General features: G+C 69.8%; 23 protein-coding genes. 11 read left to right on the top strand and 12 right to left on the bottom strand.

Annotated elements, in window-relative coordinates:
* The first annotated feature begins 12 nt into the window (after positions 1–12).
* The 3 genes from VG296_RS31270 to VG296_RS31260 are packed head-to-tail and all read left to right on the top strand — an operon-like array spanning position 13 to position 2590.
* Entirely contained in the window at positions 13–894 is an 882-nt protein-coding gene (locus VG296_RS31270; protein ID WP_325572116.1) for a metal ABC transporter ATP-binding protein, read from the top strand.
* Positions 894–1799: a metal ABC transporter permease gene (locus VG296_RS31265; protein ID WP_325572115.1), complete on the top strand. Its 906-nt coding sequence runs from the start codon at positions 894–896 to the stop codon at positions 1797–1799. Before VG296_RS31270 ends, VG296_RS31265 begins: the two co-directional genes overlap by 1 nt.
* A gap of 17 nt (positions 1800–1816) precedes the next feature.
* The gene (locus VG296_RS31260) at positions 1817–2590 is read left to right on the top strand and encodes a metal ABC transporter permease (RefSeq protein ID WP_325572114.1); all 774 of its coding nucleotides are present in this window, start codon (positions 1817–1819) and stop codon (positions 2588–2590) included.
* A gap of 1 nt (position 2591) precedes the next feature.
* Here the strand turns inward: VG296_RS31260 and VG296_RS31255 are convergent, their stop codons facing one another.
* Entirely contained in the window at positions 2592–4913 is a 2322-nt protein-coding gene (locus tag VG296_RS31255) for an FUSC family protein (RefSeq protein ID WP_325572113.1), read from the bottom strand.
* Between VG296_RS31255 and VG296_RS31250 the strand changes: the two genes are divergently transcribed.
* Entirely contained in the window at positions 4887–5312 is a 426-nt protein-coding gene (locus VG296_RS31250) for a MarR family winged helix-turn-helix transcriptional regulator (RefSeq protein WP_325572112.1), read from the top strand. The genes VG296_RS31255 and VG296_RS31250 overlap by 27 nt on opposite strands.
* Positions 5313–5324: 12 nt before the next feature.
* A complete protein-coding gene (locus tag VG296_RS31245; protein ID WP_325572111.1) occupies positions 5325–6638 on the top strand; it encodes a cyclopropane-fatty-acyl-phospholipid synthase family protein in 1314 nt (437 codons plus the stop codon).
* A gap of 28 nt (positions 6639–6666) precedes the next feature.
* On the opposite strand, the gene VG296_RS31240 is transcribed toward VG296_RS31245, so the two are convergent.
* The 3 genes from VG296_RS31240 to VG296_RS31230 form a co-directional block, all read right to left on the bottom strand.
* Positions 6667–7611, bottom strand: a complete 945-nt coding sequence (locus VG296_RS31240) for an MBL fold metallo-hydrolase (RefSeq protein ID WP_325572110.1) — start codon at positions 7609–7611, stop codon at positions 6667–6669.
* Between the two features lie 66 nt (positions 7612–7677).
* Positions 7678–9507: an NAD-binding protein gene (locus VG296_RS31235; RefSeq protein ID WP_325572109.1), complete on the bottom strand. Its 1830-nt coding sequence runs from the start codon at positions 9505–9507 to the stop codon at positions 7678–7680.
* Positions 9508–9538: 31 nt separating this feature from the next.
* Positions 9539–10468, bottom strand: coding sequence for an LLM class flavin-dependent oxidoreductase (locus tag VG296_RS31230; RefSeq protein WP_325572108.1), 930 nt, complete (start codon positions 10466–10468; stop codon positions 9539–9541).
* A gap of 227 nt (positions 10469–10695) precedes the next feature.
* Here VG296_RS31230 and VG296_RS31225 point away from each other — a divergent pair, with 227 nt between their 5' ends.
* Genes VG296_RS31225 through VG296_RS31205 form a run of 5 tightly spaced genes read left to right on the top strand, consistent with a single transcriptional unit; the run spans position 10696 to position 14909 of the window.
* Positions 10696–11646: an ABC transporter ATP-binding protein gene (locus VG296_RS31225; RefSeq protein ID WP_325572107.1), complete on the top strand. Its 951-nt coding sequence runs from the start codon at positions 10696–10698 to the stop codon at positions 11644–11646.
* Positions 11643–12488: an ABC transporter permease subunit gene (locus tag VG296_RS31220; protein WP_325572106.1), complete on the top strand. Its 846-nt coding sequence runs from the start codon at positions 11643–11645 to the stop codon at positions 12486–12488. The genes VG296_RS31225 and VG296_RS31220 overlap by 4 nt, the downstream gene beginning before the upstream one ends.
* 20 nt (positions 12489–12508) lie before the next feature.
* Positions 12509–13732 (top strand): sensor histidine kinase, encoded by a 1224-nt coding sequence (locus VG296_RS31215; protein ID WP_325572105.1) that lies wholly within the window; start codon positions 12509–12511, stop codon positions 13730–13732.
* Positions 13729–14406, top strand: a complete 678-nt coding sequence (locus VG296_RS31210; RefSeq protein WP_325572104.1) for a response regulator transcription factor — start codon at positions 13729–13731, stop codon at positions 14404–14406. The genes VG296_RS31215 and VG296_RS31210 overlap by 4 nt, the downstream gene beginning before the upstream one ends.
* Before the next feature lie 38 nt (positions 14407–14444).
* Positions 14445–14909, top strand: coding sequence for a hypothetical protein (locus VG296_RS31205; RefSeq protein ID WP_325572103.1), 465 nt, complete (start codon positions 14445–14447; stop codon positions 14907–14909).
* Positions 14910–14988: 79 nt separating this feature from the next.
* Here VG296_RS31205 and VG296_RS31200 read toward each other — a convergent pair whose 3' ends face one another.
* The 3 genes from VG296_RS31200 to VG296_RS31190 all read right to left on the bottom strand — a co-directional run bounded on the left by VG296_RS31200 (position 14989) and on the right by VG296_RS31190 (position 18006).
* Entirely contained in the window at positions 14989–16554 is a 1566-nt protein-coding gene (locus VG296_RS31200; RefSeq protein WP_325572102.1) for a cellulase family glycosylhydrolase, read from the bottom strand.
* A gap of 247 nt (positions 16555–16801) precedes the next feature.
* On the bottom strand, positions 16802–17431 hold the full coding sequence (locus VG296_RS31195; protein WP_325572101.1) for a TetR/AcrR family transcriptional regulator: 630 nt from the start codon (positions 17429–17431) through the stop codon (positions 16802–16804).
* An 80-nt stretch (positions 17432–17511) separates the two neighbouring features.
* Positions 17512–18006 (bottom strand): hypothetical protein, encoded by a 495-nt coding sequence (locus VG296_RS31190; protein WP_325572100.1) that lies wholly within the window; start codon positions 18004–18006, stop codon positions 17512–17514.
* A 265-nt stretch (positions 18007–18271) separates the two neighbouring features.
* Here VG296_RS31190 and VG296_RS31185 point away from each other — a divergent pair, with 265 nt between their 5' ends.
* The gene (locus VG296_RS31185; protein ID WP_349259772.1) at positions 18272–19909 is read left to right on the top strand and encodes a Na+/H+ antiporter; all 1638 of its coding nucleotides are present in this window, start codon (positions 18272–18274) and stop codon (positions 19907–19909) included.
* 109 nt (positions 19910–20018) lie between these two features.
* Here the strand turns inward: VG296_RS31185 and VG296_RS31180 are convergent, their stop codons facing one another.
* The 5 genes from VG296_RS31180 to VG296_RS31160 all read right to left on the bottom strand — a co-directional run bounded on the left by VG296_RS31180 (position 20019) and on the right by VG296_RS31160 (position 23765).
* Positions 20019–20900, bottom strand: a complete 882-nt coding sequence (locus tag VG296_RS31180) for a hypothetical protein (protein WP_325572098.1) — start codon at positions 20898–20900, stop codon at positions 20019–20021.
* A 27-nt stretch (positions 20901–20927) separates the two neighbouring features.
* Positions 20928–21062 (bottom strand): hypothetical protein, encoded by a 135-nt coding sequence (locus VG296_RS31175; protein ID WP_325572097.1) that lies wholly within the window; start codon positions 21060–21062, stop codon positions 20928–20930.
* Between the two features lie 140 nt (positions 21063–21202).
* Positions 21203–21763 carry an ester cyclase gene (locus VG296_RS31170; RefSeq protein ID WP_325572096.1) on the bottom strand — a complete coding sequence of 187 codons (561 nt, stop codon included), beginning with the start codon at positions 21761–21763 and terminating at the stop codon, positions 21203–21205.
* Positions 21764–21813: 50 nt separating this feature from the next.
* Positions 21814–23307, bottom strand: a complete 1494-nt coding sequence (locus VG296_RS31165) for an MFS transporter (protein ID WP_325572095.1) — start codon at positions 23305–23307, stop codon at positions 21814–21816.
* A 5-nt stretch (positions 23308–23312) separates the two neighbouring features.
* The gene (locus tag VG296_RS31160; RefSeq protein ID WP_325572094.1) at positions 23313–23765 is read right to left on the bottom strand and encodes a nuclear transport factor 2 family protein; all 453 of its coding nucleotides are present in this window, start codon (positions 23763–23765) and stop codon (positions 23313–23315) included.
* Positions 23766–24008: the final 243 nt, after the last annotated feature.

The raw sequence follows: 24008 nt of genomic DNA, 5'->3' as shown, positions 1-24008 counted from the left end.
CGGCGGACACCCATGACGGGCACAAGCAACGAGATCGCGCCGCGCGGCCCCGAGAACGTCCTCGCCCTCGACGAGGTCTCCATCCGCCTCGGCGGCCGCCAGGTCCTCGACCAGGTCTCCTTCGCCCTCGCGGCGGGCGAGTTCACCGGGCTGATCGGCTCGAACGGCGCCGGGAAGACCACCCTGCTGCGCATCGTCATGGGGCTGCGCGCCGCGGACGCCGGAACCGTGCGGGTCGGCGGAAAACCGCTGACCCGCCGGGCCCGGGGTGTCGGCTACGTCCCGCAGAAGATCCAGATCGAGCCGGACGCGCCGCTGCGGGCGCGCGACCTGATCGCCCTCGGCCTGGACGGCGAGAAGCTCGGCCCGCGGCTGCCTTCGCGCCAACGCCGCGCCACCGTCGAGCAGATGCTCGACGCGGTCGACGCCACCCGCTTCGCCGACGAACGCGTCGGCACCCTCTCCGGCGGCGAACAGCAGCGCATCCTGATCGCGCACGCCCTGATCGGCCGACCGCGGCTGCTGCTGATGGACGAGCCGCTGGCGAATCTCGACCTGCGCAGCGGCCAGGAGATCGTCGAACTCACCTCCCGCGTCGCCCGGGACCAGAGCGTCGCGGTGCTGCTCTCCGCGCACGACATCAACCCACTGCTTCCCGTGATGGACAAGGTCGTCTACCTCGCCGAGGGGCGCGCCGCCTGCGGCACCACCGACCAGGTCGTGCGCAGCGAGGTGCTCTCCGGCCTCTACCGGCATCCGGTCAGCGTCCTGCGCGTGGACGGGCGCATCCTGGTCGTGGCCGGATCCACCGTCACCGCCGACACCCTGCCCGCCGACACCTCGCCCGCCAACGGCGAACGCGCAAACGGCGAGCCCTTGGCGGTGCAGGCGTGATGCCCGGCTTCCTGCAAGCGGTATTCGAACCCGGGTTCTTCGCGAGCGGCCCGGTGCACGCCGCGCTGCTGACCGGAGCCGTCGTGGCCCTGATCTCCGGTGCGGTGGGTGTGTTCACCGTGCTGCGCAGCCAGTCCTTCGCCGGGCACTCCCTCGCCGACCTCGGTACCCTCGGCGGTTCTGGCGCGTTCCTTTTCGGCATCGGACCGTTGTGGGGCTTCATCAGCGCGGGGATCGCGGTCGGCGGCGCGATGGACCTGGCCGGCTCCGAGCGGCGCAGCGCCCGGGACGTGTCCACCGGCATCGTGCTCGGGGCCGTGCTCGGCCTGTCGGCTCTGCTGCTCTACTTCGACACCACCAGCAGTTCGACCACCGGGGTGACCATCACCGTCCTGTTCGGCTCCCTGTTCGCCATCTCCGGATACACCCTCCCGGCCACGGTCAGCTTCGCCGTGCTCGGCCTCGGCCTGCTCACGCTGCTCTACCGGCCGCTGCTGCTCAGCTCCGTCAGCCCCGACCTGGCCGCCGCCCGAGGAGTGCGGATCCGGCTCCTGGGCCTGATCTTCATGATCACCATGGGGATCACGGTCGCCCTCGCCTCCCTGATCGTCGGCACGATCCTCAGTCCCGCGCTGCTGATCGGCCCTGCCGCCACCGCATTGCGCCTCACCCGCCGCCCGATGGCGGCCATGGCGATCGCCGGGGCCCTGGGCACCGTCGCCACCTGGCTGGGCGTGCTGCTGGCCTACGACAGCTACCACTGGCCGCCGGTCGGCAACGGATGGCCGGTCAGCTTCTTCGTCATCACCCTGATCTTCGCCGCGTACCTGGGCAGCGGAGTCCGGTTCCGGCGCGCCGCCCAGGCCACCCGCCGCACGCCGCACGAAGTCATCGAGGCCGTCTGACGATGTTCGCCCCCTTCATGACCGACACGTGGATCACCGCGAGCATCGTCGCGGTCATCGCGGCCCTGGTCGGCTTCTTCGTCGTACTGCGCGGCGCCGCGTTCACCGCGCACGCCGTGCCCAACGCCGCCTTCGCCGGTGCCGCCGGCGCCAGCCTCGTCGGCGTAAGCAGCCTGGCAGGGCTCGGAGTGTTCTCCGTCGGCGGCGCCCTGCTGATCGGACTTCTCTCCCGCAAGGGCAGGCACGACGCGGTCACCGCGCTCATCGTCGCCTTCATGCTCGGGCTCGGCGCGCTGTTCCTGTCCTGGAGCACCGAATACGCCCCCGAGATCTACTCCCTGCTCTTCGGTGAGGTTCTCGGAATCAGCGCGAACGATGTCGGGCTGACCGCCATACTCGCGCTGGCGTGCCTGGTCGTCCTGGCAGCGAGCTACCGGCCGCTGATGCTGTCCAGCACGCTGCCCGAGGTCGCCGAAGCCCGCGGCATCTCCTCCCTGCGCATCGACCTGCTCTTCCTCACTCTGCTCGCCCTCGCCGCGACCATGGCGGTCCCGGTCGTCGGCGCCCTACTCATGTTCAGCCTCATGGTCGGCCCGCCCGCGGCCGCCCGCGCCGTGACCAAGCACCCCGCACCCGCGATGACCCTGGCAGTCGTCCTCGCCCTGGTCACCGTCTGGATCGCCATCGCGGCGTCCTACCAGACCAACTGGCCCATCGGCTTCTTCGTCGGTGTGGGCTCCGCCGCCTGGTACCTGGTCGCGCGCGTTTCGGCAGCGCTCTTCCACCTGTAGGTCACGACGCATGCGGCGCAGTGAGCTCATCCATCAGACCCCGCACTCGGCCCAGTGGACAGGCCGCTGATTGCGCTCCGATCGCCAAGCGCCCGTCGCGCGCAGGGGTCTCGGCCAGGTCCGCGGCGACGTCGGCGAGGGCGGCATAGGTCTGAGATAGGGCGGCGGCCTCAAGGGTGTCGGACGGCGAACGCTGGGCGGCGAGAGCCGATCTGCGGATCTGTCGCGTGACGGCCGCGTACATGGTGATCCGCTGGCGCGCGAGCACAGGGTCGTTGCGCAGGATGAACGCTCGGCCCTGGGAGTGGGTCAGCGGTCGGGCGACCAGGGAAAGCTGCTGCAGACGCACGTCGAGCGCGCGGGTGAGTGCATCGAGATCGCGGGTGCCCGGGCCGGGGGCGACGTCGGCGCGGTCGCCGGTCAGGCGGGCGGCGATGGCTCGCGACAGGTCGGCGAGTGCGGAGAAGTACCGGCGGCTCGCGACGTCGACGGTGTCACGCGTGCTGGTCGGCAGGACGACCAGTGCGACGGCGATCCCGATCGCCGCCCCGATCGCGGTTTCCTCCAGGCGCAGGACGATCAGGTCGGGGGAGTATTCGTGCAGTGCGCTGTAGAGCTGCGAGACCATGATCGTGACGAAGAAGATCATGCCTGCGTAGGAGACGCTCACCACGTAGAAGCCGCAGGACATGCTGGCGACGATCACCGCGAGCAGCCATATCGTGTGCCCTGCCGTGAGGTGGACGAGGCCCAGCCCGACGCCGAAGCCGAGCAGCGTTCCCAGGACTCGGTTGCCGGCCTTGATCGACGTCTCCGACCGGGTGGCGGTTCCGGTGAAGGCGATGAAGGTCGCGATCACCGCCCAGTAGTACCGGGCCTGAGACAGCTCCCGTCCGGCGATGATCGCGAGCGTTCCCGCGACGGCGACCTGGATGGCCTGCCTCGTCGTCAGCGGTATTCGGCTGAGCGGGCTCCAGCGGCCGCGCGCCGCGACGCCGCCGGCCACGGCAGGGGAACCGGGCAGGGCGCCGAGGGCGAGTCTGATGGCGGGTGAGAACTCCTCGGCGTCGTCGACCTCCGGCGGGGTGTCGGCGCGGGCGGCGAGGTCGACGTACTCCAACGCGGCAGTGGCCAACCGACGAGCGTGCACGTCACGAGGATGAGCGGCCTTATCGGGTCCGACCCGATCGAGGGCCAGCAGCCTGCGCGCGTGCGATGCGGCTGCCTGGTCCTCGCGCCGGGCAAGATGTCCCGCGATCCGCGCCGACTCGTCGGTCACGCGGTCGTCGGCCGGGATCAGTGACTTGGCCGCCGCCGCGAACTCGTCCACCGCGAGGTGGGTTTCGAGAAGCCGCCTGCGCAGCGCCGTCGCCGACCAGCCCGGCGGCAGGGCTTCCGGTTCCGCCGACCAGCCCTCGACGATCAGCGCCGCCTCGGCCAGCCGCGACTGCCGCGAGTGCAGTCTGCGGCCTAGCCGGGCCCTGCGTGCCTCGTCCGAGCCGGTCGCGAGCAGGTCCGCGCATACCCTTGCCACGGCCCGCGTTCGCGCGTCGAACGCGCGCAGCACCCGGCGCAGCGTACGACGCGGGTGGGTGCGCAGCACTGTGATGGACAGCAGCAGCACCCATCCGGTGGCGAGGGCGACATCGGCCAGCAGCGAAGGCATCTCGGACCAGCGCGCGTGCAGAAATGCCGCGAAGAAGTAGCCCATCCAGATCATGAAGCCGTGGAAGAAGTACGGCTGTCCGAACCGGCGGATGTACACCGCCACGAACATGACGGCCACGAACGCGGCGAGCGTCAGGTCGGCGTTCCCGGTCACGGCCACGCCGGGAACCATCCCCGCGCCGATCGCGATCGGGAAGAAGACCGCGATACGGACCTTCGGCCACGCGCGAGGTCCGGCCAGGGCCATCGACCCGATCATCGCGATCACGGTGCCCAGCAGCATCGCGATCACGATGCCTTCGGTGCCGGCATGGGTCGCTCGCGCGTATCCGTACTCCAGCCCGAGGGCGGTGGCCATCGCGGCCGCGGCGGACAGCGCCATGCGCAGTCGGTGCAGGCCCGGATCGGAGGCCACCACCCGGTCCCAGCTCTCGCGTGCCCAGCCGCGCAAAGCCATCTCCGCCCCCTGTTCTTCGACCGTGAGTCCCGCTTGAGGCGTCCCGGCCACCACCGGTATGATACCGACAATAACATGCATCGTACCGATAATCGGGAGAAGGCCATGGACGAGGCGCCGGCCCTGGCCGTCATAGAGCGGCAGACGGCAGTGCTGATCAGGAACATCGAGATGCTCTACCGGCGCACCGACCTGCACGACGACCTCGACCGGGCGTCGTATCTGCTGCTGCGTACGCTGGACGAGTTCGGGCCGATGGACATCAACGGCCTCGCCGCGTCCCTGGGCCTGGACCCCTCGACCGCCGGCCGGCAGGTCTGCGTGCTCAAGGACGCCGGGCTCGTCCAGCGTTCGCCCGCCCCCGAGGACCGGCGGCGCAGCATCATCACGCCGACCGACGAGGGGCTGCGGCGGATGGAGACGGTCCGGGTACTGCGCACCGAGAACCTGGCGGATCTGCTCGACGGCTGGAGCCAGGGTGATCTGGTCACGCTCGGCACGATGTTCGGCAAGTACAACCGCGCGATCACCGCGAAATACCTCGCCGGGAGCGTGGACGGGACGGATCAGCCCGTCGCCGCGCCGCGTTCGGCTTGAGAGGAGCCACGGATGTCCACTGACGAGCGGGAGCGAACCTCGGCGCGGGAATCCGCGCAGGGCCAGAGCGTGGCAGGGCTCTTCGGGCCGCTGCTGCGGACGGTGCTGGGCGGAGCTCCGCCGGTGCGGTTCGAGTTCTGGGACGACAGTGCCGCCGGCCCCCGGGACGGCTCGGATGTCGTCAAGGTGCTGTCTCCCGACGCGCTGCGCCGGATGATGTGGTCGCCCGGCGAGCTGGGTCTGGGCCGGGCGTACGTGGCCGGAGACCTGGATGTGGCGGGTGACGTGTTCACGGTGCTGCGCACCCTGCAGGGCGCCGCGTCCAACGACGCTCAGATCGGCATCGGCGCGGCATTCTCAGCCCTCGGCGTCGCACGCCGGCTCGGGGCGCTGGGTCTGCCGCCGTCCCCGCCGCCCGAGGAGGCCCGGCCCCGCGGCCGCCGGCACTCCAAAAGCCGCGACGCCGACGCGATCAGCCACCACTACGACGTGGGCAACGACTTCTACCGCCTGTTCCTCGGGCCGAGCCTGACCTACTCCTGCGCCCGCTTCACCGACGAGGACACGTCGCTCGAGGACGCACAGGCGGCGAAGCACGAGCTGATCAGCCGGAAGCTGGGGCTGGACGAACGCCCGGGGATGCGTCTGCTGGACATCGGCTGCGGCTGGGGATCGATGGCGCTGCACGCCGCCGCCCGGTACGGGGCCGAGGTGGTGGGCGTGACCATCAGCGAGGAGCAGGCCGCCGCGGCCCGGGAGCGCGTGGCCGAGGCCGGGCTTTCCGACCAGGTGGAGATTCGGCTTCAGGACTACCGGGACCTGGCCGGCGAGACGTTCGACGCGGTGTCCTCGGTCGGCATGTTCGAACACGTGGGAACCGAGCGGACCGCGGAGTACTTCACCGTGATCCGCTCGCTGCTGCGCCCGCACGGCCGGCTGCTCAACCATGCGATCTCCTCCGTCGGCGGTTCCGTGATGGGGAGCAAGTCCTTCATCGCGCGCTACGTCTTCCCCGACGGCGAGCTGCTCGACGTCGGCGAGGTCGTGCTCGCGATGGAGCGTGCCGGGTTCGAGGTCCGCGACGTCGAATCGCTGCGCGAGCACTATGCCAGGACCCTGCGGCATTGGGTCGCCAACCTCGAAGCGAACTGGGACGAGGCGGTGCGGCTGGTCGGACCCGCCCGCGCCCGGATCTGGCGGCTCTACATGGCCGCCAGCGCACTGGGCTTCGAGGACGGCGGCATCGCCGTCCACCAGGTGCTCGGCGTCCTGCCCGACCCGGCCGGCGGCTCGGGAATGCCCCCGACGCGCCGCACATGGGGATAGGTCCAGGTCAGAGTGCTGCGCGGTCGCGTCAGAGCCGAGCCTTGGCGGCCAGTCCGCGCAGCATCAGCCTGATCATGTCCCGCTGACGCGGCTCGTTGTAGATGATGAAGTCGTCGAACCGGTGCACCCCGCGCGTGGCGGCCACGGACCGGGCCGCGTCGCGGGCCGCGGCCAACTGGGCGACGGTCATCTGCGGGGCGCGCTCGTCCGGCTGGTAGGTCGCCCCGAGCGGATAGTCGCGGGCCGGGCGGCTGGTCATCTCGACATGGCAGCCGAACACGTGGCTGACCGGGTGTGTCTCGGCGAACGCCGTCATCCGGTCCAACGTGGTGCAGAAGGTGGGGAAGTCGAAGGCGTAGAGCCGACCCGGTAGGACGGTGTCCCCGCTGAACAGGATCGCGGTCCACGGGTCGTAGCAGGTGACGGCAGCTTTGTGGTGGCCCGGGGAGCCGAAGATCTCCAGGACTCGACCGCCGAGATCGAAGGAGACGGTCTGGTCCGGCCATGCGGCGGTGTCGAAGCCGAAGAAGTCCACGACGGCGTCGAGATCCCGCGTGACCATGATGGTGTGGGGGCGGTCTGCGAACTGGACGTCGCCCGCCACGTGATCGCCGTGTCCGTGCGTGTGGGCGACGACGAGTTCGTAGCCGTCCCGGGGGTGGCGCTCCAGCCATGCGGCAATCAGGTCGTCCACCGTGCGGCGCAGTGGGAATTCGTCCGGATCCTTCGTGGCCCCGCTGTCGAGAAGCAAGGCCCGCTGGTTGCCGAACAGCAGAAAGAGAAATGGCGCCTCGTAATTCGTGGTCTTGCTCTGCCGCAGAATCACGGTGTGCTCGTCATAGTGGTGGACCTGGATCGCGGGTTCGGAGCCGCGCTTGCCGCGACGCGTCCCGTGCTGCCAGACGACGTCGAGCGAGCCGGCCACCGGTGCCGCGCTCGTGAAGTCGATCAGGTCGTCAGTCCCGATGCCCATGCCCGTCTCCTTTTCGCCCTTGCCCATGATCGATGCTACTGGCGTTGCTACTGGTGTCATCGCAGTTCAGTCCGGCTGAGCGCTGGTCTGGCCGACTCGGCCGGTGTGGCGGCCCAGGCCGGCGCGCGTGGTGAGCACGACGTACTTGTCGCCGACGCCGATGTGACGGCCGCGGTCGGGGCGCCAGAGGTAGTCGCGCGCCGCGGGGGAGCGCACCGCGATCACCCGGATCTCGCCGGAGGCCTCGATGTCGCGCAGCGTGCTGCCGACCAGGTCCGAGCCCTCCTCGGCGACGAACTCGGCGACGAGCACCACGTGCCGATACACCGAGAGGGTGCCGAGCACCTCACGGCCCATCAGCGCGGCCGCGAAGGCAGGGGCGGCCAGGTACGAGACGGAGCGGGACGCCGCGTTGGTGAACGACTGGTAGAGCCGCGTCGCGAAGTCGTCGTCGAAGAGGCGCAGGACGATACGCACGTCCGGGGCGATGGCCCGCGCCTCGAGGCACGCCTCCAGGTTGGCCGCGTCGTCGCCGGTCATCGCGATCACCGCCCGGCTGCGGTGCACGCGCGCCTGGCGCAGATGGTGCTCAAGCGGCGCCTCACCGGTCAGCACCGGAATGTCCAATGCCTGAACTGCCAGAATGCCGCGTACGTTGACGTCGCGTTCGATGCAGACCACCGGGATGCCGAGGCTGTGTATCACGGTGGCGACACGTGTGCCGACGTTGCCGAGGCCGACGACGATCACGTGGCCGCGCACGCCGCCGCTCGGTTGGCGCGGTGCGCCGCGGCGCTCGGATGCCGCGTTCTCGACGAGGACGGCGGTGACGACGGCCATCAGCGGGATGCCGCTGAGCGTGATGGCGACCTGTGCGACGCGCTGCCACGGTCCGCCGACCCCGGCCGAAGGCGGCTGGCCGTAGAGGTCCGGCACCGCGGAGCCCGCGATGTCGAGCAACGTCTGGTACGCGGCCCACGCGAACGGTCTCGCCAGCGCCCAGATCAGCGCGAACGAACCGATGACCGCGACGGCCGAGCCGAGCAGCACCATCCGCAGTTGAACACTGGTGAAGAACCGCACCATGTCGATCAGTCGCCACCCCACCCTGGAGCCGCGTGAGGCAACCGGGTTCGGTTCCTCGTCCACGAAGCTCAGCACGGCGCGGCTATCCGGCTCCACGACCTGCTGCCGCTCGGTCCGGCCGATCCAGACGGCTGCGGGGCCCGGGGAGTCCGGCAGCATCCGCATACGTGTGAAGTCCTGGGTGTCGATGTGGTCGGCGATCGTGCACAGGAAGTCCTCGCGCTCGCCGCGCGCCCCGACTTCGACGCTCACGGCCTGGCTGCCGACCCGGACCGAGTTGGGCCGCCGCAGCGCGGCGTTGACGAACGCGGGCGCGGCGGTGGCGGATCGGGAAAGTGCGGAGCAGTTCTTCAGCAGCCGCTCGATGTGATTGCCGAGGCGCTGGTTGTAGATCCGCAACACGATGCGGACGTCCTCGTTCAGGGCCTGAATGCGCAGGGCGGCGTGGATGTTGCTCTGGTCGTCGCCGTCGACGAGGGCGATGCCGCGGGCGTCTGGCGCACCGGCGGCGTTCAAGACCTCTTCGGTGATCGTGGGGGCTATGACGACGGCGGATTCCCCGAGGATCCTGATGATCTGCGGCGCGTGATCGAGATCGCGGCTCGGCACGATGGCGATCACCGGCACCTCGTACTGCTCGGTGAGTTCGACGGCCAGGCGGTGCGCGAGCGTGTTGCCACCGCAGATGATGTAGTGATCGGCATGGTGTGGTTCGGCGAACTCGCCGGGTGCGCCGCTTCCGTTTCCACTCGGCGCGTCGCCCGAGTCAGGATTCGCCATGGTCACCGATAGTAGAGCGCTGAACGGCACTATGTACGAACACGATGATCGTATTCACTTGTCAGCCCCGCAGCGCGGCCACCGCCCGTGCGAAGTGATCGAGCGGCGTCTCGCCGACAGGGCGCAGCACGACGGTGTCGGCTCCGGCCTCCCATAGCGCGCCGACCTGGGACGCGACCGTGGCCGCGTCGCCGGAGGCAAGGAAGACCTCATGCTCGGGTACGTTGAGGAAACCGCTGAACTCGGCGCGGATCGGGGCCTGCGCGGCGCGCGCCGCGGCCGGGTCGGCCTCGAGGATCAGGTGCGTGAGCACGATGACTTCGTGCGCCGGCGCTGAAGGCCGGCTGGGATCGGGGCCCGCATCGTCCTTACGCGCACCCCGGCCCTTGTCGATCAGGGCTCGGATCCCGGGCAGCTCGCGCGGGCCGCGCCCCTCGACCACCAGGGTGCCGTCGGCGATGCGGCCCGAGATCTCCAGCGAGCGGGGGCCGATGACGCCGAGGACGACCGGCGGCGGCTGCTCGGGAGGATGGACCAGGCGGACCCCGTCGAGCCGGATCGCCTTGCCCTGCACGGTGACCTCTTCACCATGCAGGAGCGCACGCAGCGCGGCGGCGGTCTCCGCGAGCAGATCAAGGCGGTTCGGCACCAGCGCCCCGGCCTCGCGCATCCAGTCGATGACGCCGTGCCCGAGCCCTGACACGACTCGTCCCGGGTACAGCCGTGCCAGGGTGCCGACCTCCATCGCGAGCAGCGCCGGATTGCGCAGCGGAGCCGGGGCGATGCCGATACCCACGCGCAGCGACCGCGTCGCGGCGAGCGCGGTGGCGGCCGAGGCGATCGATCCGGCCCACCGCAGATCCTCGACGACCCACAGATCGTCCGCACCCAGTTCCTCGACGGCCCGGGCGAAGTCGGCGAGCTCTTCCGGCGGCCGCGAACGGTCGAACATGACTCCGATGCGCCGCGGTCCCGAGGAAGTTTCGATCACGGCCCCACGATAGCCCGCGGCGACGACGGCGTGGGCGGCGATCCGGCCGGGGCGGCCGTGCAGCGCGGCGCCCTGGTCCTGGCGGGGTACGCGGACCGCCGCCGGGTCCGCCCTCGGTCTTACCCCGCGCTCGGGGGATTCGGCCGCTGGGTGATCGTCGCGGGACGCGGCTGTCCGTAGCGTCGTCGACAGGCGGGGATGCCGCCGGACGAGAAAGGAGGATCGCGATGATCTCAGCGGACGGGCTGGTCAAGCGGTATGGAGAAAAGACTGCGGTCAAGGGGCTCAGCTTCGAGGTGCGGCCCGGGATCGTGACCGGGTTCCTCGGGCCCAACGGCGCGGGCAAGTCGACGACGATGCGGATGATCGTCGGCCTGGACGAGCCGAGCGCCGGGAGTGTGACCGTCAACGGAAAGCCGTACGCCCAGCATGCCGCGCCGCTGGGCGAGGTGGGCGTCATGCTCGAGGCGCGGGCGGTGCACACCGGGCGCTCGGCGCACAACCACCTGCTCGCCCTGGCCGCCACCCACGGCATCGGGCGGCGGCGGGTGGACGAGGTGGTCGACCTGGTCGGCCTGCGCGAGGTGGCCCGCAAGCGGGTCGGCGGCTTCTCGCTCGGCATGGGCCAGCGCCTCGGCATCGCCTCCGCGCTGCTCGGCGACCCGCGGACGGTGATCCTCGACGAGCCGGTCAACGGCCTGGACCCGGAGGGCGTGCGCTGGGTGCGCAACCTGCTGCGCGGCCTCGCGGCCGAGGGCCGCACGGTGTTCGTGTCCAGCCACCTGATGAGCGAGATGGCGCTCACGGCCGAGCACCTGATCGTGATCGGGCGCGGCGAACTGATCGCGGACACCTCGGTCGAGGAGTTCGTCAACCTCGCCTCGAACAACTCCGTCCGGGTCCGCTCACCGCAGGCCTCCCGGCTGCGCGGCCTGATCGCCGGGCCCGACGTGACCGTGAGCAGCGAGGAGACCGGGGTGCTGACCGTGACCGGGCTCGAATCCGACCGCATCGGCGTCATCGCGGCCGAACACCAGATCACCCTGTACGAGCTGGCCCCGCAGCAGGCCTCGCTCGAGGACGCGTTCATGGAGCTGACCCAGGACGCCGTCGAATACCGCACGTCCCAAGACGACGGCGCCGGCCTGCCGGTCGGCGCGGGAAGGAGCGCGGCATGAGCGCCACGACGCTCGTTTCGAGCACCGAGACCCCGACCGCCCCGACCGCGCACGTGCAGGTCCAGCGGGTCACCATGCGCCGGGTCCTGGCCTCCGAGTGGATCAAGCTGCGCAGCCTGCGCTCGACCAGGATCACCCTGCTGGTGGCCTTCCTGCTGATGGCCGGCGTCGGCATCCTCTTCTCCGCCGTCACGGCGAACCAGTGGTCGACGATGTCCGCCGGCGACAAGGCGGGCTTCGACCCCACCCAGGCGGCCCTGCGCGGCCATATGTTCGCGCAGCTCGCGGTCGGCGTGCTGGGAGTGCTGGTGATCAGCGGAGAGTACGCCACCGGGATGATCCGGGCCTCGCTGACCGCGGTGCCCAAGCGGCTGCCGGTGCTGTGGGGCAAGAGCCTGGTCTTCGGCGCGGTCACCCTCGTCGCCATGACCATCGCCTCGCTCATCGCCTTCTTCGGCGCGCAGTCCGTGCTCACCTCGCAGAACCTGCAGACCACCATCTCGGCCTCGGGCGTTCTGCGCTCGGTCCTCGGCGCGGGTTTGTATCTGACCGTGGTCGGGCTGATCGGCGTGGCTCTGGGCGGGTTGATGCGCAACACCGCGGGGGCGATCTCCACGCTGCTCGGCGTGCTTCTGCTGCTGCCGGTGATGATCGATCTGCTTCCCTCCTCGATCCGCTCCGACATCTCGCCCTATCTGCCCAGCAACGCGGGTGAGGCGCTGCTCTCGCCCACTCAGCAGGCGGGCAGCCTCGCGCCGTGGACCGGCTTCGCGGTGATGTGCGTATACGCGGCGGTGGCGCTGGTCGGCGCGGCATTCGTGCTCAAGCGCCGCGACGCCTGATCTGGTGGCAAGGTCTAGGCATGGCGGTATCGAGGATTGACGGACGGCTGAGGCACCGGTGGGATCGGGACCGGCTTGCCTCGGCCGTCCGGGCCTGGCTGCGGCGCCGCCAGGCCGTCGTGGACGTGCTGGTCGTGCTGGTCTTCGCGGCGGTGGCCGTCGGCCGGATCAGCGCGGAGCAACGACCGGTCGCGACGGCCGTGTGGATACTCGCGTTCGCCGGGTTCGTCCCGCTCGGCTTCCGGCGGCTGGCACCGGTCGCGGTCTTCGCGGCGGTGACGGCGATCGCGGTCGCGGGCCTGGCCGTCGGATCGGATCAGGCCGCGCCCATGCTGTTCGTCGCGCTGTTGGCGGCGCTCTACTCGCTGGCCGCGAGCCGGCCGAGGCGTCTCGCCCTCGTCGGCGCGGCGGTGTTCGAGCTCTGGGCCGGCATCGCGTTCTTCGTCTGGGCCCCGCACGACTTCTATCTCCCGTCCATCGTGCTGATGACCGGCACAGCCCTCGCCGCGCTGATGACCGGGTTCAACCATCAGACTCGCCGGGCCTATCTCGCCGCGCTCGAAGACCGTGCGGCCCGCCTCGAACGCGAGCGTGACCAGCAGGCCAGGCTCGCCGTCGCCCAGGAGCGCACCCGGATCGCGCGCGAGGTGCACGACATCGTCAGCCACAGCCTCTCGGTGATGATCGCGCTGGCGGACGGAGCCGCGGCCGTCACCGCCATCACCCCGGACCGCGCGGCCGACGCGATGCGGCAGACCGCGCGCACCGGCCGGGACGCGATCGGCGAGATGCGCCGCATGGTCGGCGCCCTGCGCACCGAGGAGCCGGCGGCGGATCGCCACCCGCAACCGGGGATCGCCCAGCTCGACGCGCTGCTCGACGAGGTCCGCGAGGCCGGGCTGCCGAGCCGGCTGATCGTCGAGCACGACCTCGGGCACCTGCCGGTCGGCGCGCAGCTCGCGATCTACCGCATCGTGCAGGAGTCCCTGACGAACATCCGCAAGCACGCCGACGGGGCGACCGCGGCGTGCGTGCGGCTGAGCAGGAGCGATGGCGCCGTGGACGTGGAGATCACCGACGACGGCCGGCCCGGAGGCGTCCGCGCCACGGACTCCGGCCACGGCATCGTCGGGATGCGCGAACGGGCCGCCGCGTACGGCGGGAGCATCGAGGCCGGCCCGGGCCCGCACGGCTGGCGCGTGCACGCCCGGATGTACCTGGACGAGGCGGAGGAGCCCCGATGAGCACCATCAGGATCCTGATCGTGGACGATCAGCAGCTGCTGCGCCTCGGCTTCCGCATGCTCATCGAGGCCCAGCCGGACCTGGAGGTCGTGGGCGAAGCCGGCGAGGGCGCGGAGGCGCTGCGGGTGACCGGCCTGGAGCAGCCGGACGTCGTGCTGATGGACGTGCGGATGCCCGGCATGGACGGGATCGAGGCCACCGAGCAGATCGCCGCCAGGTTTCCGGAGACACGCGTGCTCGTGCTGACGACGTTCGACCTCGACGAGTACGCGTTCGCCGCGCTGCGGGCCGGCGCGAGCGGCTTCGTCCTCAAGAGCATCGAGTCCGACGAACTGCTCGCCGCCATCCGAACGGTGGCGCGCGGCGACGCCGTGGTCGCCCCGCGCATCACCCGGCGGCTCCTGGAGACCTTCGCGCATCAACTGCCGGTCGGCGACGCGTCGGCGGCCGCCGACGCTGACGCCCGCGTGGCCCGGCTCACCCAGCGCGAGCGGGAGGTCCTGGCCGAGGTCGCGCAGGGCCGGTCCAACGCCGAGATCGCCGAGCGGCTGTTCCTGTCCGAGTCGACGATCAAGACGCACGTCGGCCGGATCCTGCCGAAACTCGGCCTGCGGGACCGGGTCCAGGCCGTCGTGTTCGCGTACCAGACCGGCATCGCGCGTCCGGAGCGCTGAACCGTTCTTCCTCATCCGTGCGTGCGAGAATGCCCAACGTGGTCGATCCGTCAGAACTCTCCGGCACGACTTCCGGCCGAGCAACGCGGCGCGAGCGGGCCGCGCGTCAGATCGGCCGTCTCTACTTCGCCTTCGCCGTGGTGCTCGTGCCATGGGTCGTGTATCTCGCGGTGAGCCTGCCCAGGCGGGCGGTCTCTCTGCACTACCGAAGTACCTGGGTCGGGTTCGACATCGGTCTGATCATCGTGCTCGCCTGGATCGGGGTGTGCGCCTGGCGGCGAGATCCGAGGATCGTACTTTCGGCGGCGGCCGGTGGAACCCTGCTGTGCGCGGATGCCTGGTTCGACGTGACGACCTCCGCCCCGGGCTCCGCCCATGTGCAGGCGATCGTCTCCGCGCTTCTGCTCGAACTGCCCTGCGCCGCTCTGTGCTTCCTACTCGCCCGCCGAAGCCTGGCCGTCCTGGCCGCCCGGGCCGCCGACAGACACCTGAGCGAGCCCTGAGGTACCGCATACGCCCGTGGTCCATCCGGTCGGCGTCGTGGGCGCCGACCGGATGGCCAGGTGTTCGGGCTGTGCCAGGTCAGCCGGCCGCGGCCTGGATCGCGTTGGCGATATTCGGCCGCTGCCATTGCACCGTGCCGCGGTTCATCAGGGCGAACTGGTCGTCGCCGACTCCGGTGTATCCGTTGTCCCACACCACGGTCTTCTGGCCGAACTGCGCGGCGTACGAGGTGATGTGAGAGTCGAAGTTCGCGACCTCGCCGGAATTGTCGCCGCCGTTGTACGGCTTGGTGGTGGCGCCGTACTCCGTCCAGACCACCTGGATGCCGCGGCTGGTGAACAGCTGATCGGCGTGGTTCACGTCCCCGTCGGGCAGGTAGTTCATCGAGCCGTCCCAGGTCAGGTAGTCCGGCGCGGCCGTGGAGCAGAAGGCCCACGGATTGTACGTGTGCACCGATACCGCTATGTTCGCGCCCGCGGGCACCGTGAGGTTGTCCGCGCCGGTCGCCGCGTTGGCGCCGTACGGCGTCACGAGCAGCCAGCGAGTGGCGTTGTTGCCACCCGTCCCGCGCACGACGTTGACGAAGTCCTGATTCAATGTGTTGATCGGGCCCCAGTTGTCCGACGTGCCGCCGCCGTACCGGTTGCCGCCGTTGGCGTCCTGCGGCTCGTTCATCGACTCGAAAAGCAGGTGGTCGCCCTCGCCGTTGAAGTAGGTGGCGATCTGCGTCCACAGCGCGACGAATTCCGGCTCGGTCGTGCCCATCGCCTCGTTGCTCGGAATCAGCCAGCTGCTGCCGCCGCCGTCATGGTGGATGTTGATGTCCACGTACATGTTGTCGCTGATGGCCCAGTCGATGACCTGCTTGAGGCGGGCGAAGAAGTTCGGGTCGACGGTGTAGTTCGGCGCCCCGCTCGTCATGTGCGGGTACCAGGTCACCGGGATGCGCAGGTAGTTGAACTTCGTCGCGATCAGGTCGATCATCGGCTTCGTCGTAGCCGGGTTGCCCCAGCAGGTCTCGTTGCAGGTCGTGTCGAACGAGTTGCCCAGGTTCCAGCCGGCGTGGATCTGCGACCAGAAGCCGCTGCCGCCACCGCCGGTGGGGGTGCCGGTCGGGCCGCTGCCGCCGTTGACCGTCCAGAGCTGGTTGGCCGTCCCGGTGCAGTCCCAGATCTGCAGGTAGGAGCTGTTCGCGCTGCCGTTCGCGTCGAGACACCTGCCCGAGTTGGGGTTGGTGACCTCCCCGCTGGCATTGATCGTCCACCGCTGCGCGGCGGTGCCGTTGCAGTCATAGAGCTGCACACGCGTGCCGTTCGCGGTGCCGGCGCCCGTCACGTCGGCGCAACGGCCCGAGGCGGGGTTCACGATCGACCCGTTCGACTGCGCCTGCCACTGCTGCGCGGCCGTGCCGTTGCAGTCGTAGATCTGGACGACGGTGCCGTTCGCGGTGCCGGCGCCCTGCGCGTCGACGCACCGGCCGCTCTGCTGGCCCACGATGGTGCCGGGGGTGTTCGTCGCGGCCGACGCCGTGCCGATGACCACTGTCGCCGTGGCCATGCTCAGAGCCGCGGCCGCCGCCACGGCGACCGCGGCGCGCCACGCGTGGCGTCTGCGGCGGTCGAGATGCTGGTGGGTGGAGTGCATCGTTGCGTGTCTCCTGGGAGATTCGAGGTGTGGGTGATGATTGAGACCCCGAGGCACATCCCACGTCGCCGATCCTGGGCTGGGCACGTGGCCGTATCGGCACCCACTAAGCGAGTGCCTAGTAGGTGCTAGATAGTGCCCGGATTCGCAAAGTACTTCACCGCGGGCCTCCCGACAAGAGGGCTGATCCGTCCGAGTCCCGGCCCGCTGCCTCCGCCCCGGAACACGAACCCCGTGACCCTGCTCGTCACCGGCCGAACAGCAGTTCGGCGGCCACTTCCCACTCCTCGACCAAGTCAATGGTCTGCGGCGCGCGCAGCCACTGCACCTGCAGGCCGTCCATCATCGCCACGATCTGCCGGGCGAGAACCCCCGGGCGGTCGGTCAGTTCCCTGGCGAGCGCCGCGAACGAGGAGACCACTCTCGCCTGGCGCGCCGCGAAGTAGTCGTGCGTCGGGTGGCTGGGGCTCAACGACTCGATCTCCAGCACCGCGAACAGCCGCACGATCTCAGGCTGCTGCTTATTGCGTCGTACTGTCGCGGCGCACAGTTGCCGCAGGTCGACGCCCTTCGGCCCGCCGTCAGACCACTCGTCGGGCACCTCGTCCGCACCGACGCCGAGTTCCCTGCGCAGCGACCGGGCGTCCTCGACGTCACGATGCTCGAGAACGGCGATGAGCAGCCCGACCTTCGAGTCGACGTAATGCAGCAGCCCGGGGACGGTCAGTCCGCACTGGTCGGCGACGTCCTGCATGGACAGGCCCCAGAAGCCGCGTTCGGCGATCAGTTCGCAGGTCGCCTCCATGATCTGCCGCCGACGCTGGGCCGCCGGCAGCCGGGCCCTGTCCCGCCGGTATCTCGGAGCCGCCTCGGCCATGCTCACCGCATCCTTCCGCCAGAATCCGGACAACTGGGCATCCAGCCAAGGCTATCCGTATCACCAATGGTCGAAGGCTCCTAGCCGAGCCCGCTTACGACGCCGCCGTAACTGCTGCCCTTGATGGTGACCGCGTACCCGTCGCCGTTGGCGAGGTACCAGTGCTGGAAGGTGCCGTAGGCGTTGCCGAACTCGAGGGTGATCTGGGTGTCGCTCCAATAGAACACGGTGACGCCGACACAGTCCGCGCTGTTGGAGTCGCTGTATCCGGCCTCGAAGTCGGTGTCGTCGGTGAAGTACAGCTGGTTGCCGAACACGTCGCCGTTGTTGGTGTACGTCCCGCAACTGGTGTTGTCGTCGGAGCTGCCCGACGGGTACGTGCTCCCGAAGCCGGAGCCGTCGATCGTGACGTACGGCGACTCCTGGCCGGGGCCCGCGTTCCCGCTGAACCACACGTCGGTGATCGACGGCCGCGTCGTCGAGGCGGCGCTCGCGTTGGTCGCCGTGGCCGCCGCGAGACCCGCGGCGAGTGCCACCGCGGACGTCGTCAGCCCGAGCCGGTAAGTCCACTTCATGGGTGTCCCCTCCCGAGATCTTCGTGCATCGCTTGCACGAGGGGAACGCTACGAAGGTTTCGGTCTCCCCGAATCCGTGGAATCACGTACGTTCGCCTCCGGCTCGGGCAGCGCCTCGGCCGCGGTCGCGGCCAACCAGTGCTCGTATCTGTCCCAGGACCAGCCCGATCGGCTCGGACGGCGGTGTCCGACGGCTTCGCGCCACGTGACCGGGCACACTGGACGCAGTACGCGGTCCCGGCCCGTGGAGGAGTTGGCCAGCGAGGTGTCCCAGCTGACGTTGCTGTTCGTAGTACTGCTGGCCGCGATCGTCACCACTCCGTTGGCCGTGCGGATCGGCGTGCCGCAGCCGGTGCTGATGACGGGCTTCGGGATCGTGCTCGCGGTGCTCCCCTTCGTCCCCGACATCTCGCTGGATCCTGATCTGATCCTCCCGCTGGTGCTGCCGCCGCTGATCTACGCCGCGGCGCAGCGTTCCACGGCCAGCTACTTCCGGGCGAACCTGCGCACCATCCTGCTGCTGGCGGTCGCGTTGGTGCTGGTCACCACCGCGGCGGTGGCCTGGGCGTGCTCGGCGCTGATCCCGGCGCTGCCGGTGGGCGCGGCGATCGCGCTCGGCGCGCTGATCTCTCCGCCGGACCCGATCGCCGCGGCCGCCGTGGCCGGGAGCGTCGGCCTGCCGCGCAGGCTGCTGAGTTCGCTGGAGACCGAGGGCCTGTTCAACGACGTGACCGCGCTGGTCGTCTACGGCCTGGGCATCGACGCGGTCGTCACCGGCAGGTTCTCCTCTCTGCACGCGGCCGGGCTGCTCGCGCTGTCCGCCGTGGCCGCGGTCGTGTTCGGGGTCGCGCTCGGCTGGCTCAGCGGGAAGCTGATGGCAGTGCTCGGCGACCCCACGCTGCAGGTCGGGCTCAGCCTGCTGGTGCCCTTCGCCGCGTACAGCCTGGCCGACCTCGTGCACGGCTCCGGGGTGCTCGCGGTCCTGGTGTGCTCGCTGTGGATCAACGACCGGGCGGTCGGCGCGGACGACGTGGGATTCCGGCTGGTCGGCGGGGCCTTCTGGGACGTGGTGGAGCTGCTGATCTCCGGCATGGCCTTCGGCCTCATCGGACTGGAGCTGACGAACGTGCTGGACGCGGTGGGCAACCGTTGGCCGTCCATGCTCGCGCACGCCGGCATCGTCATCGCCGTGGTGGTCGGGGTACGCCTGATCTGGCTGCTGCCGGGCTCCTGGCTGCTGTCCCGCTGGGATCTGCGCCGCGGGACCAGGGAGGAGGCGAACTCGGCCGGCTGGCGCGAGTCGAGCGTGCTGTGGTGGGCCGGAATGCGCGGCGTCGCCTCGGTCGCCCTCGCGCTGGCGATCCCGCGGACCATCGACGGCGGTGGCGCGTTCCCGCTGCGTTCCGAGCTCGTCTTCATCGCGTTCTGCGTGGTGCTGTTCACCCTTCTGGTCCAGGGCCTGACGCTGCCTTGGCTGGTCCAGCGGCTCGAACTCAGCCCGGGCCAGGATGAGCAGGACGCCGCCGAACGGCAGCTGTGGGCGCGCGTCGGCAAGGCCGGGGCGCGACGGCTCAAGGAGCTGGCGGAGACCGAGGAACTGTCAGACGAGCTCGTCGACCGGCTGAAACAACGTCAGCTGGACCGTCTGGCCCGGTATCGGCCCGACCTGTACGACGAGGAACAGCGACGCGAGATGACCGAACGGATGAAGCGCGCCGGCGAGCTGCTGCGGGTGGAGCAGGAGTTGATCGCCGCCGGCCGCCACGAGATGCAGCTGGCCCGTACCGAGCCCGGCGCGGACCCGGTCATCGTCGACCGGGTCATCCACCGGCTCGACATCCGCACGGGCCGAAGCCGCCCGCCCGCCCCGCCGAACGACGGGGCCGGCGCACGGACGTCGTGACGCTTCCGAGGGCCGGCCACTCTCGACACCAGGCAGCGTGTTCCAGTACTAGCGTGTTCCAGTATTAAGGCATGGTGCTCCGGTACTGCTGTGCTCCAGTGCCGCGGTGCTAGCTTGCGGCCGGCGCCTGCCAGATGGTCGCGCCCACCGGAGCTCCGCTCAGACCCACGACGAGGCCGGTGTCGCTGATGGCGTTCGGGCGGTTGTCGGTCGGCGAAAGCGCGGTCGTCGTCCCGTTGTGCAGAACGGTGCCGCCGAAGGTGATGATCTGCCCGAGATCGTTGATCGCCAGCGGCTGGACGTTGCCCAGGCTGGTCATCGTGCCGTCGTGCCACACGAAGCCGTTGACACCCTCGGTCCCGTAGGTACCGATGACCTGGCCCTTGTCGTTCAGGCCGGTCACCGACCACAATCCGGTCGGAAGGGCCGTCTTCTTGCCGTTCTGCCACAGGAACGCGCTCTCCGGCCGCCCGGCGCCGGCGCCGCAGACCAGGACCTGGCCGCTGCTGTCGACGTCGACGGCCTGGCCGGGGCCGAGGTCGGTGAGCTTGCCGTTCGACCATATCGCCGCGTGCGCCACGCCCGAGGTGTTCTCGCTGTAGCCGACCACCAGCCCCGCGTCGTCCTGCGCGAGCGGTGCGGAGTAGCCGCCGAGGCCGGGCAGTGTGGTCGCCTTGCCGTTGTGCCAGACCGTGGCAAGGGTCCGGCCGCCGGTGGCGTCGCTGGTGCCGATGATCTGCCCGCTGTCGTTGATCGCGGTCGCGCCGCTGTTGCTGCCCGGGGTGCCCAGGTCGGTCAGCCTGCCGTCGCGCCACACGAACGCGTGCAAGGTCCCATCGCCGGCCTGCGCCTCGCCGACCACGTCGCCGCACTGGTTGATGCCGCTGACTTCGGTGTTGGCGCCGCCGGGCAGCAAGCCCAGGTTGGTGAGCTTGCCGGCGTGCCAGACGAATCCGTCAGTCTGCTGGCCCACACTGAGGTCGCCGGCCACGTCGCCGTGGTCGTTGACCGCGAGCGCCTAGCTGTTCGCAGGGCCGATCTCGACGCCGGCGACCGAGGCCGCGGTGTGCGTCGAGGCCGCGGCGGAGGCCGCCGTGGCCGCTCCGATGGTCATGAACGCCGCCGCTCCGGAGACGAGTAGTGCACGCTTCATCAGACTCCTCCATCATTCCGATTCGGTCCGCGACGCGGCGGTTTCCCCGTCCGCCCCCGGACTCCGATGAACTGCATCGAGAGCAGGAGTGCCGATGCGGAAAATCGTGTGCGCATCGCATGGCGATGCGCACACGTGGGCTAGCTGATCCAGGGCGCCTTGTACGTTCCCGTGTCGTTGAGGACCGCGGTCCAGTCGTCCCCGGCCCAGATCTGGCTGATCTTGCCGTCGCGCAGGACGAAGAGGTCGAGGGCGTTCCAGGTGACGGTGCGTCCGCTCGCCGGGATGCCGATGATGGCGCCCTTCTGGGTGCCGGTGAGGATCTGGCGAACCACGACCTGGTCGCCCTGGCCCATGACGTCGTAGACGGTGGAGTTCAGGTCGGGGAGCGCGGTCACGATGCTTGTGAACAGGCCCTCGACGTTGGCGCTGCCCGAGACGACGCCCAGCGTGCCGCCGTGCCACGCCGCGTCCGAGGTCACCAGGCCGGCCGTGGCGCTGCCGTTGTGTTCGTCGATGACTTCACGCAGGAACGTCTCCACCACGCGCTCGTTGGCTCGCACGTCTCCGCCGCGTCCGTCGTCCGTCACGGTCTGAGTGTTCTGACCGGCGGCCGCGGGCTGTGCGCCGGCCGCCGCGTTGGCGATCCCCAGGCCGCCGGTGACGGCGACGGCCAGGGTGGCGCGTTGCAGCTTCTTCATGACAACCTCCTGAGATTTTGGCTTGACTGTTCAGCTGAAGCGGGCGACGGCTACGTCGCCTGTGCGGTTGTTACTTCGTCAACGGCCTGGGATGGTGAGCCGGCCGGGACCAGCGGACCGCGGGGGAGCATGGCGCCTGCGATGAGTGCGCCTGCGGCGAAGATGGCGGCGATCCACCAGAACGCCGTGTCGTATCCGTGCGCCAGTGCCGACTCGGTCGGCGTCTGACGGCCGGTCAGTCGGGCTGAGGTGGGGTGCGTCGTGAGGTAGGAGGCAACGGCGCCGGCGAAGATGGTGTTCACCAGTGAGATTCCGATCGAGGCACCGAGCTGCTGGGCGACGGTGACGGTCGCGGACGCGACTCCGGCGTCCTGTGGGGCCACATCGAACGTCCCGGTGCTGATCGCCGGTGAGATGACCATGCCGAGGCTGATGCCGTCGACGATGAGCGGGCCCAGGACGCCCGTGGCGTACCCGGTGTGCGGGCCGAGCTGAGCGAGCCAGACCATCGCGCCCGCTGCGGCGAGTATCCCGAACGCGGTCAGCTGCCTGGGCCCGAATCTGGGCAGCAATACGATGGTGGACAGGTTGGCGGCGGCCGCAGAGCCGATGCTGAACGGCAGGAATGCGAGGCCGGTCACCAGCGGCGAGTAGCCGAGTGTCTGCTGCATGTAGTAGGTCAGGAACAGGAAGGTGGCGAACATCCCTGCTCCGGTGATGAACATCGAGGCGTAGGCGCCGGCCCGGTTGCGGTCCAGCACGATGCGGGGCGGTAGCAGCGGGTTGGCCGCGCGTCCCTGCCACACCGCGAAGGCCGCCAGTAGTGCCGCGCCGACGGTGATGAACCCGTAGGTGGACGGCGTGTCCCAAGAATGCGCGGCCGCATTCGAGAACCCGTAGACCAGGCAGAAGACACCGCTGGAAACCAGCAGCACGCTCGTGACGTCCAGCCTCGAGCGGGTTCGGGACGGCTGTCCGCTTGGCAGCAGCGCCGCGCCGGTCAGGGCCAGTCCGGCGAGGATCGGGTTGATGTAGAGCGTCCAGCGCCAGTCGAGGTATTCGGTCAGCGCGCCGCCGAGCAGCAGGCCCGCCGCGCTTCCCGCCATCGCGATCGCCCCGTAAATGCCGAAGGCCCGGCCGCGCTCCCTCGGCTCGCTGAACGTGGTGGTCAACAGGGACAGTGCCGACGGCACCAGCAGCGCGGCGAACGCTCCCTGCCCGGCCCGCGCCGTCACCAGCATTCCGAAGTTGACGGCCGCGCCACCGATGACCGAGATGCCTGCGAAGCCGATCAGCCCGGCCAGGAACGTCACCTTCTGACCGAGCAGATCGACCAGCTTGCCGCCGGGAAGCAGCAGGCTGCCGAAGGCGAGGGTGTAGGCGGTCACCACCCACTGCCGGTCCGCGGTAGTGAAGTGCAGCGCGCGCTGCGCGGACGGCAGCGCGATGTTCATCACCGTGAGGTCGAGCACCACCATGAGCTGGGCGAGGCCTATCACTCCGAGGACGAGCCAGCGCCGCCGGTCCCAGCGGGCATCAGGCATGATATTCACCTCTTCATGACAGCGGAGGCGAAGTCGAACGAGATCCCCATCTGGGCCATCCTGATGTTGACCATGGGGTAGCAGTCGAACGTCTGGATCTTGCCGTCACGCAGGTGGAAGATGTCGGCCGCGGGGACGCTGGTCTTCACCCCGTTCGGCGCGAGCGGTCCGGCGGGCGTCGGAAACGGGCCCTCGAAGGTTCCCTGGATCAGGAGCTGGACCGCGACCAGGTCCTGGCCAAGATCGTGGACCTGCAGCAGTTCGCGGTGGATGTCCGGGAACACGCCCCACATGAACGTCACCACGTCATCGAGCTTCTCGCCCCGGTAGCTGTCCCCGCTCGACATCATGTTGAAGACGCCGTCCTCGGTGAAGGAATCGCGCCAGCCCTTGATGTCGCGCGCATCGCCCTCGGCCGCCCGGTACGCCGCTCGGACGATCTCTTCGTTGCTTGCCATGACGCTCTTCTCCCTCTTGGCCAATCACTGTGCTGACAATTCGACAGTAGCCGGGATAACTTGAAGCGTCAAGTGCATATGCCTCAGGAGGAAGCGTCGCACGTCCTGTGCGCTTGTGCCTTCTAGGTGGCGGCGATCAGAGCGTCAACGGAGTTCGGAGCGATGAACTTGACTCATCAAGCCTCGTGAGGGCGATGGTAAGCGTGCCTCAGTCAAATACTCGTCAGTTGATTTCCGAGGTGT

Source organism: Actinospica sp. (genome assembly GCF_035552695.1).
Taxonomy (GTDB): Bacteria; Actinomycetota; Actinomycetes; order Streptomycetales; family Catenulisporaceae; genus Actinospica.
The sequence above is the reverse complement of the archived record's forward strand: the minus strand, read 5'-3'. Positions and strand labels throughout refer to the sequence as shown.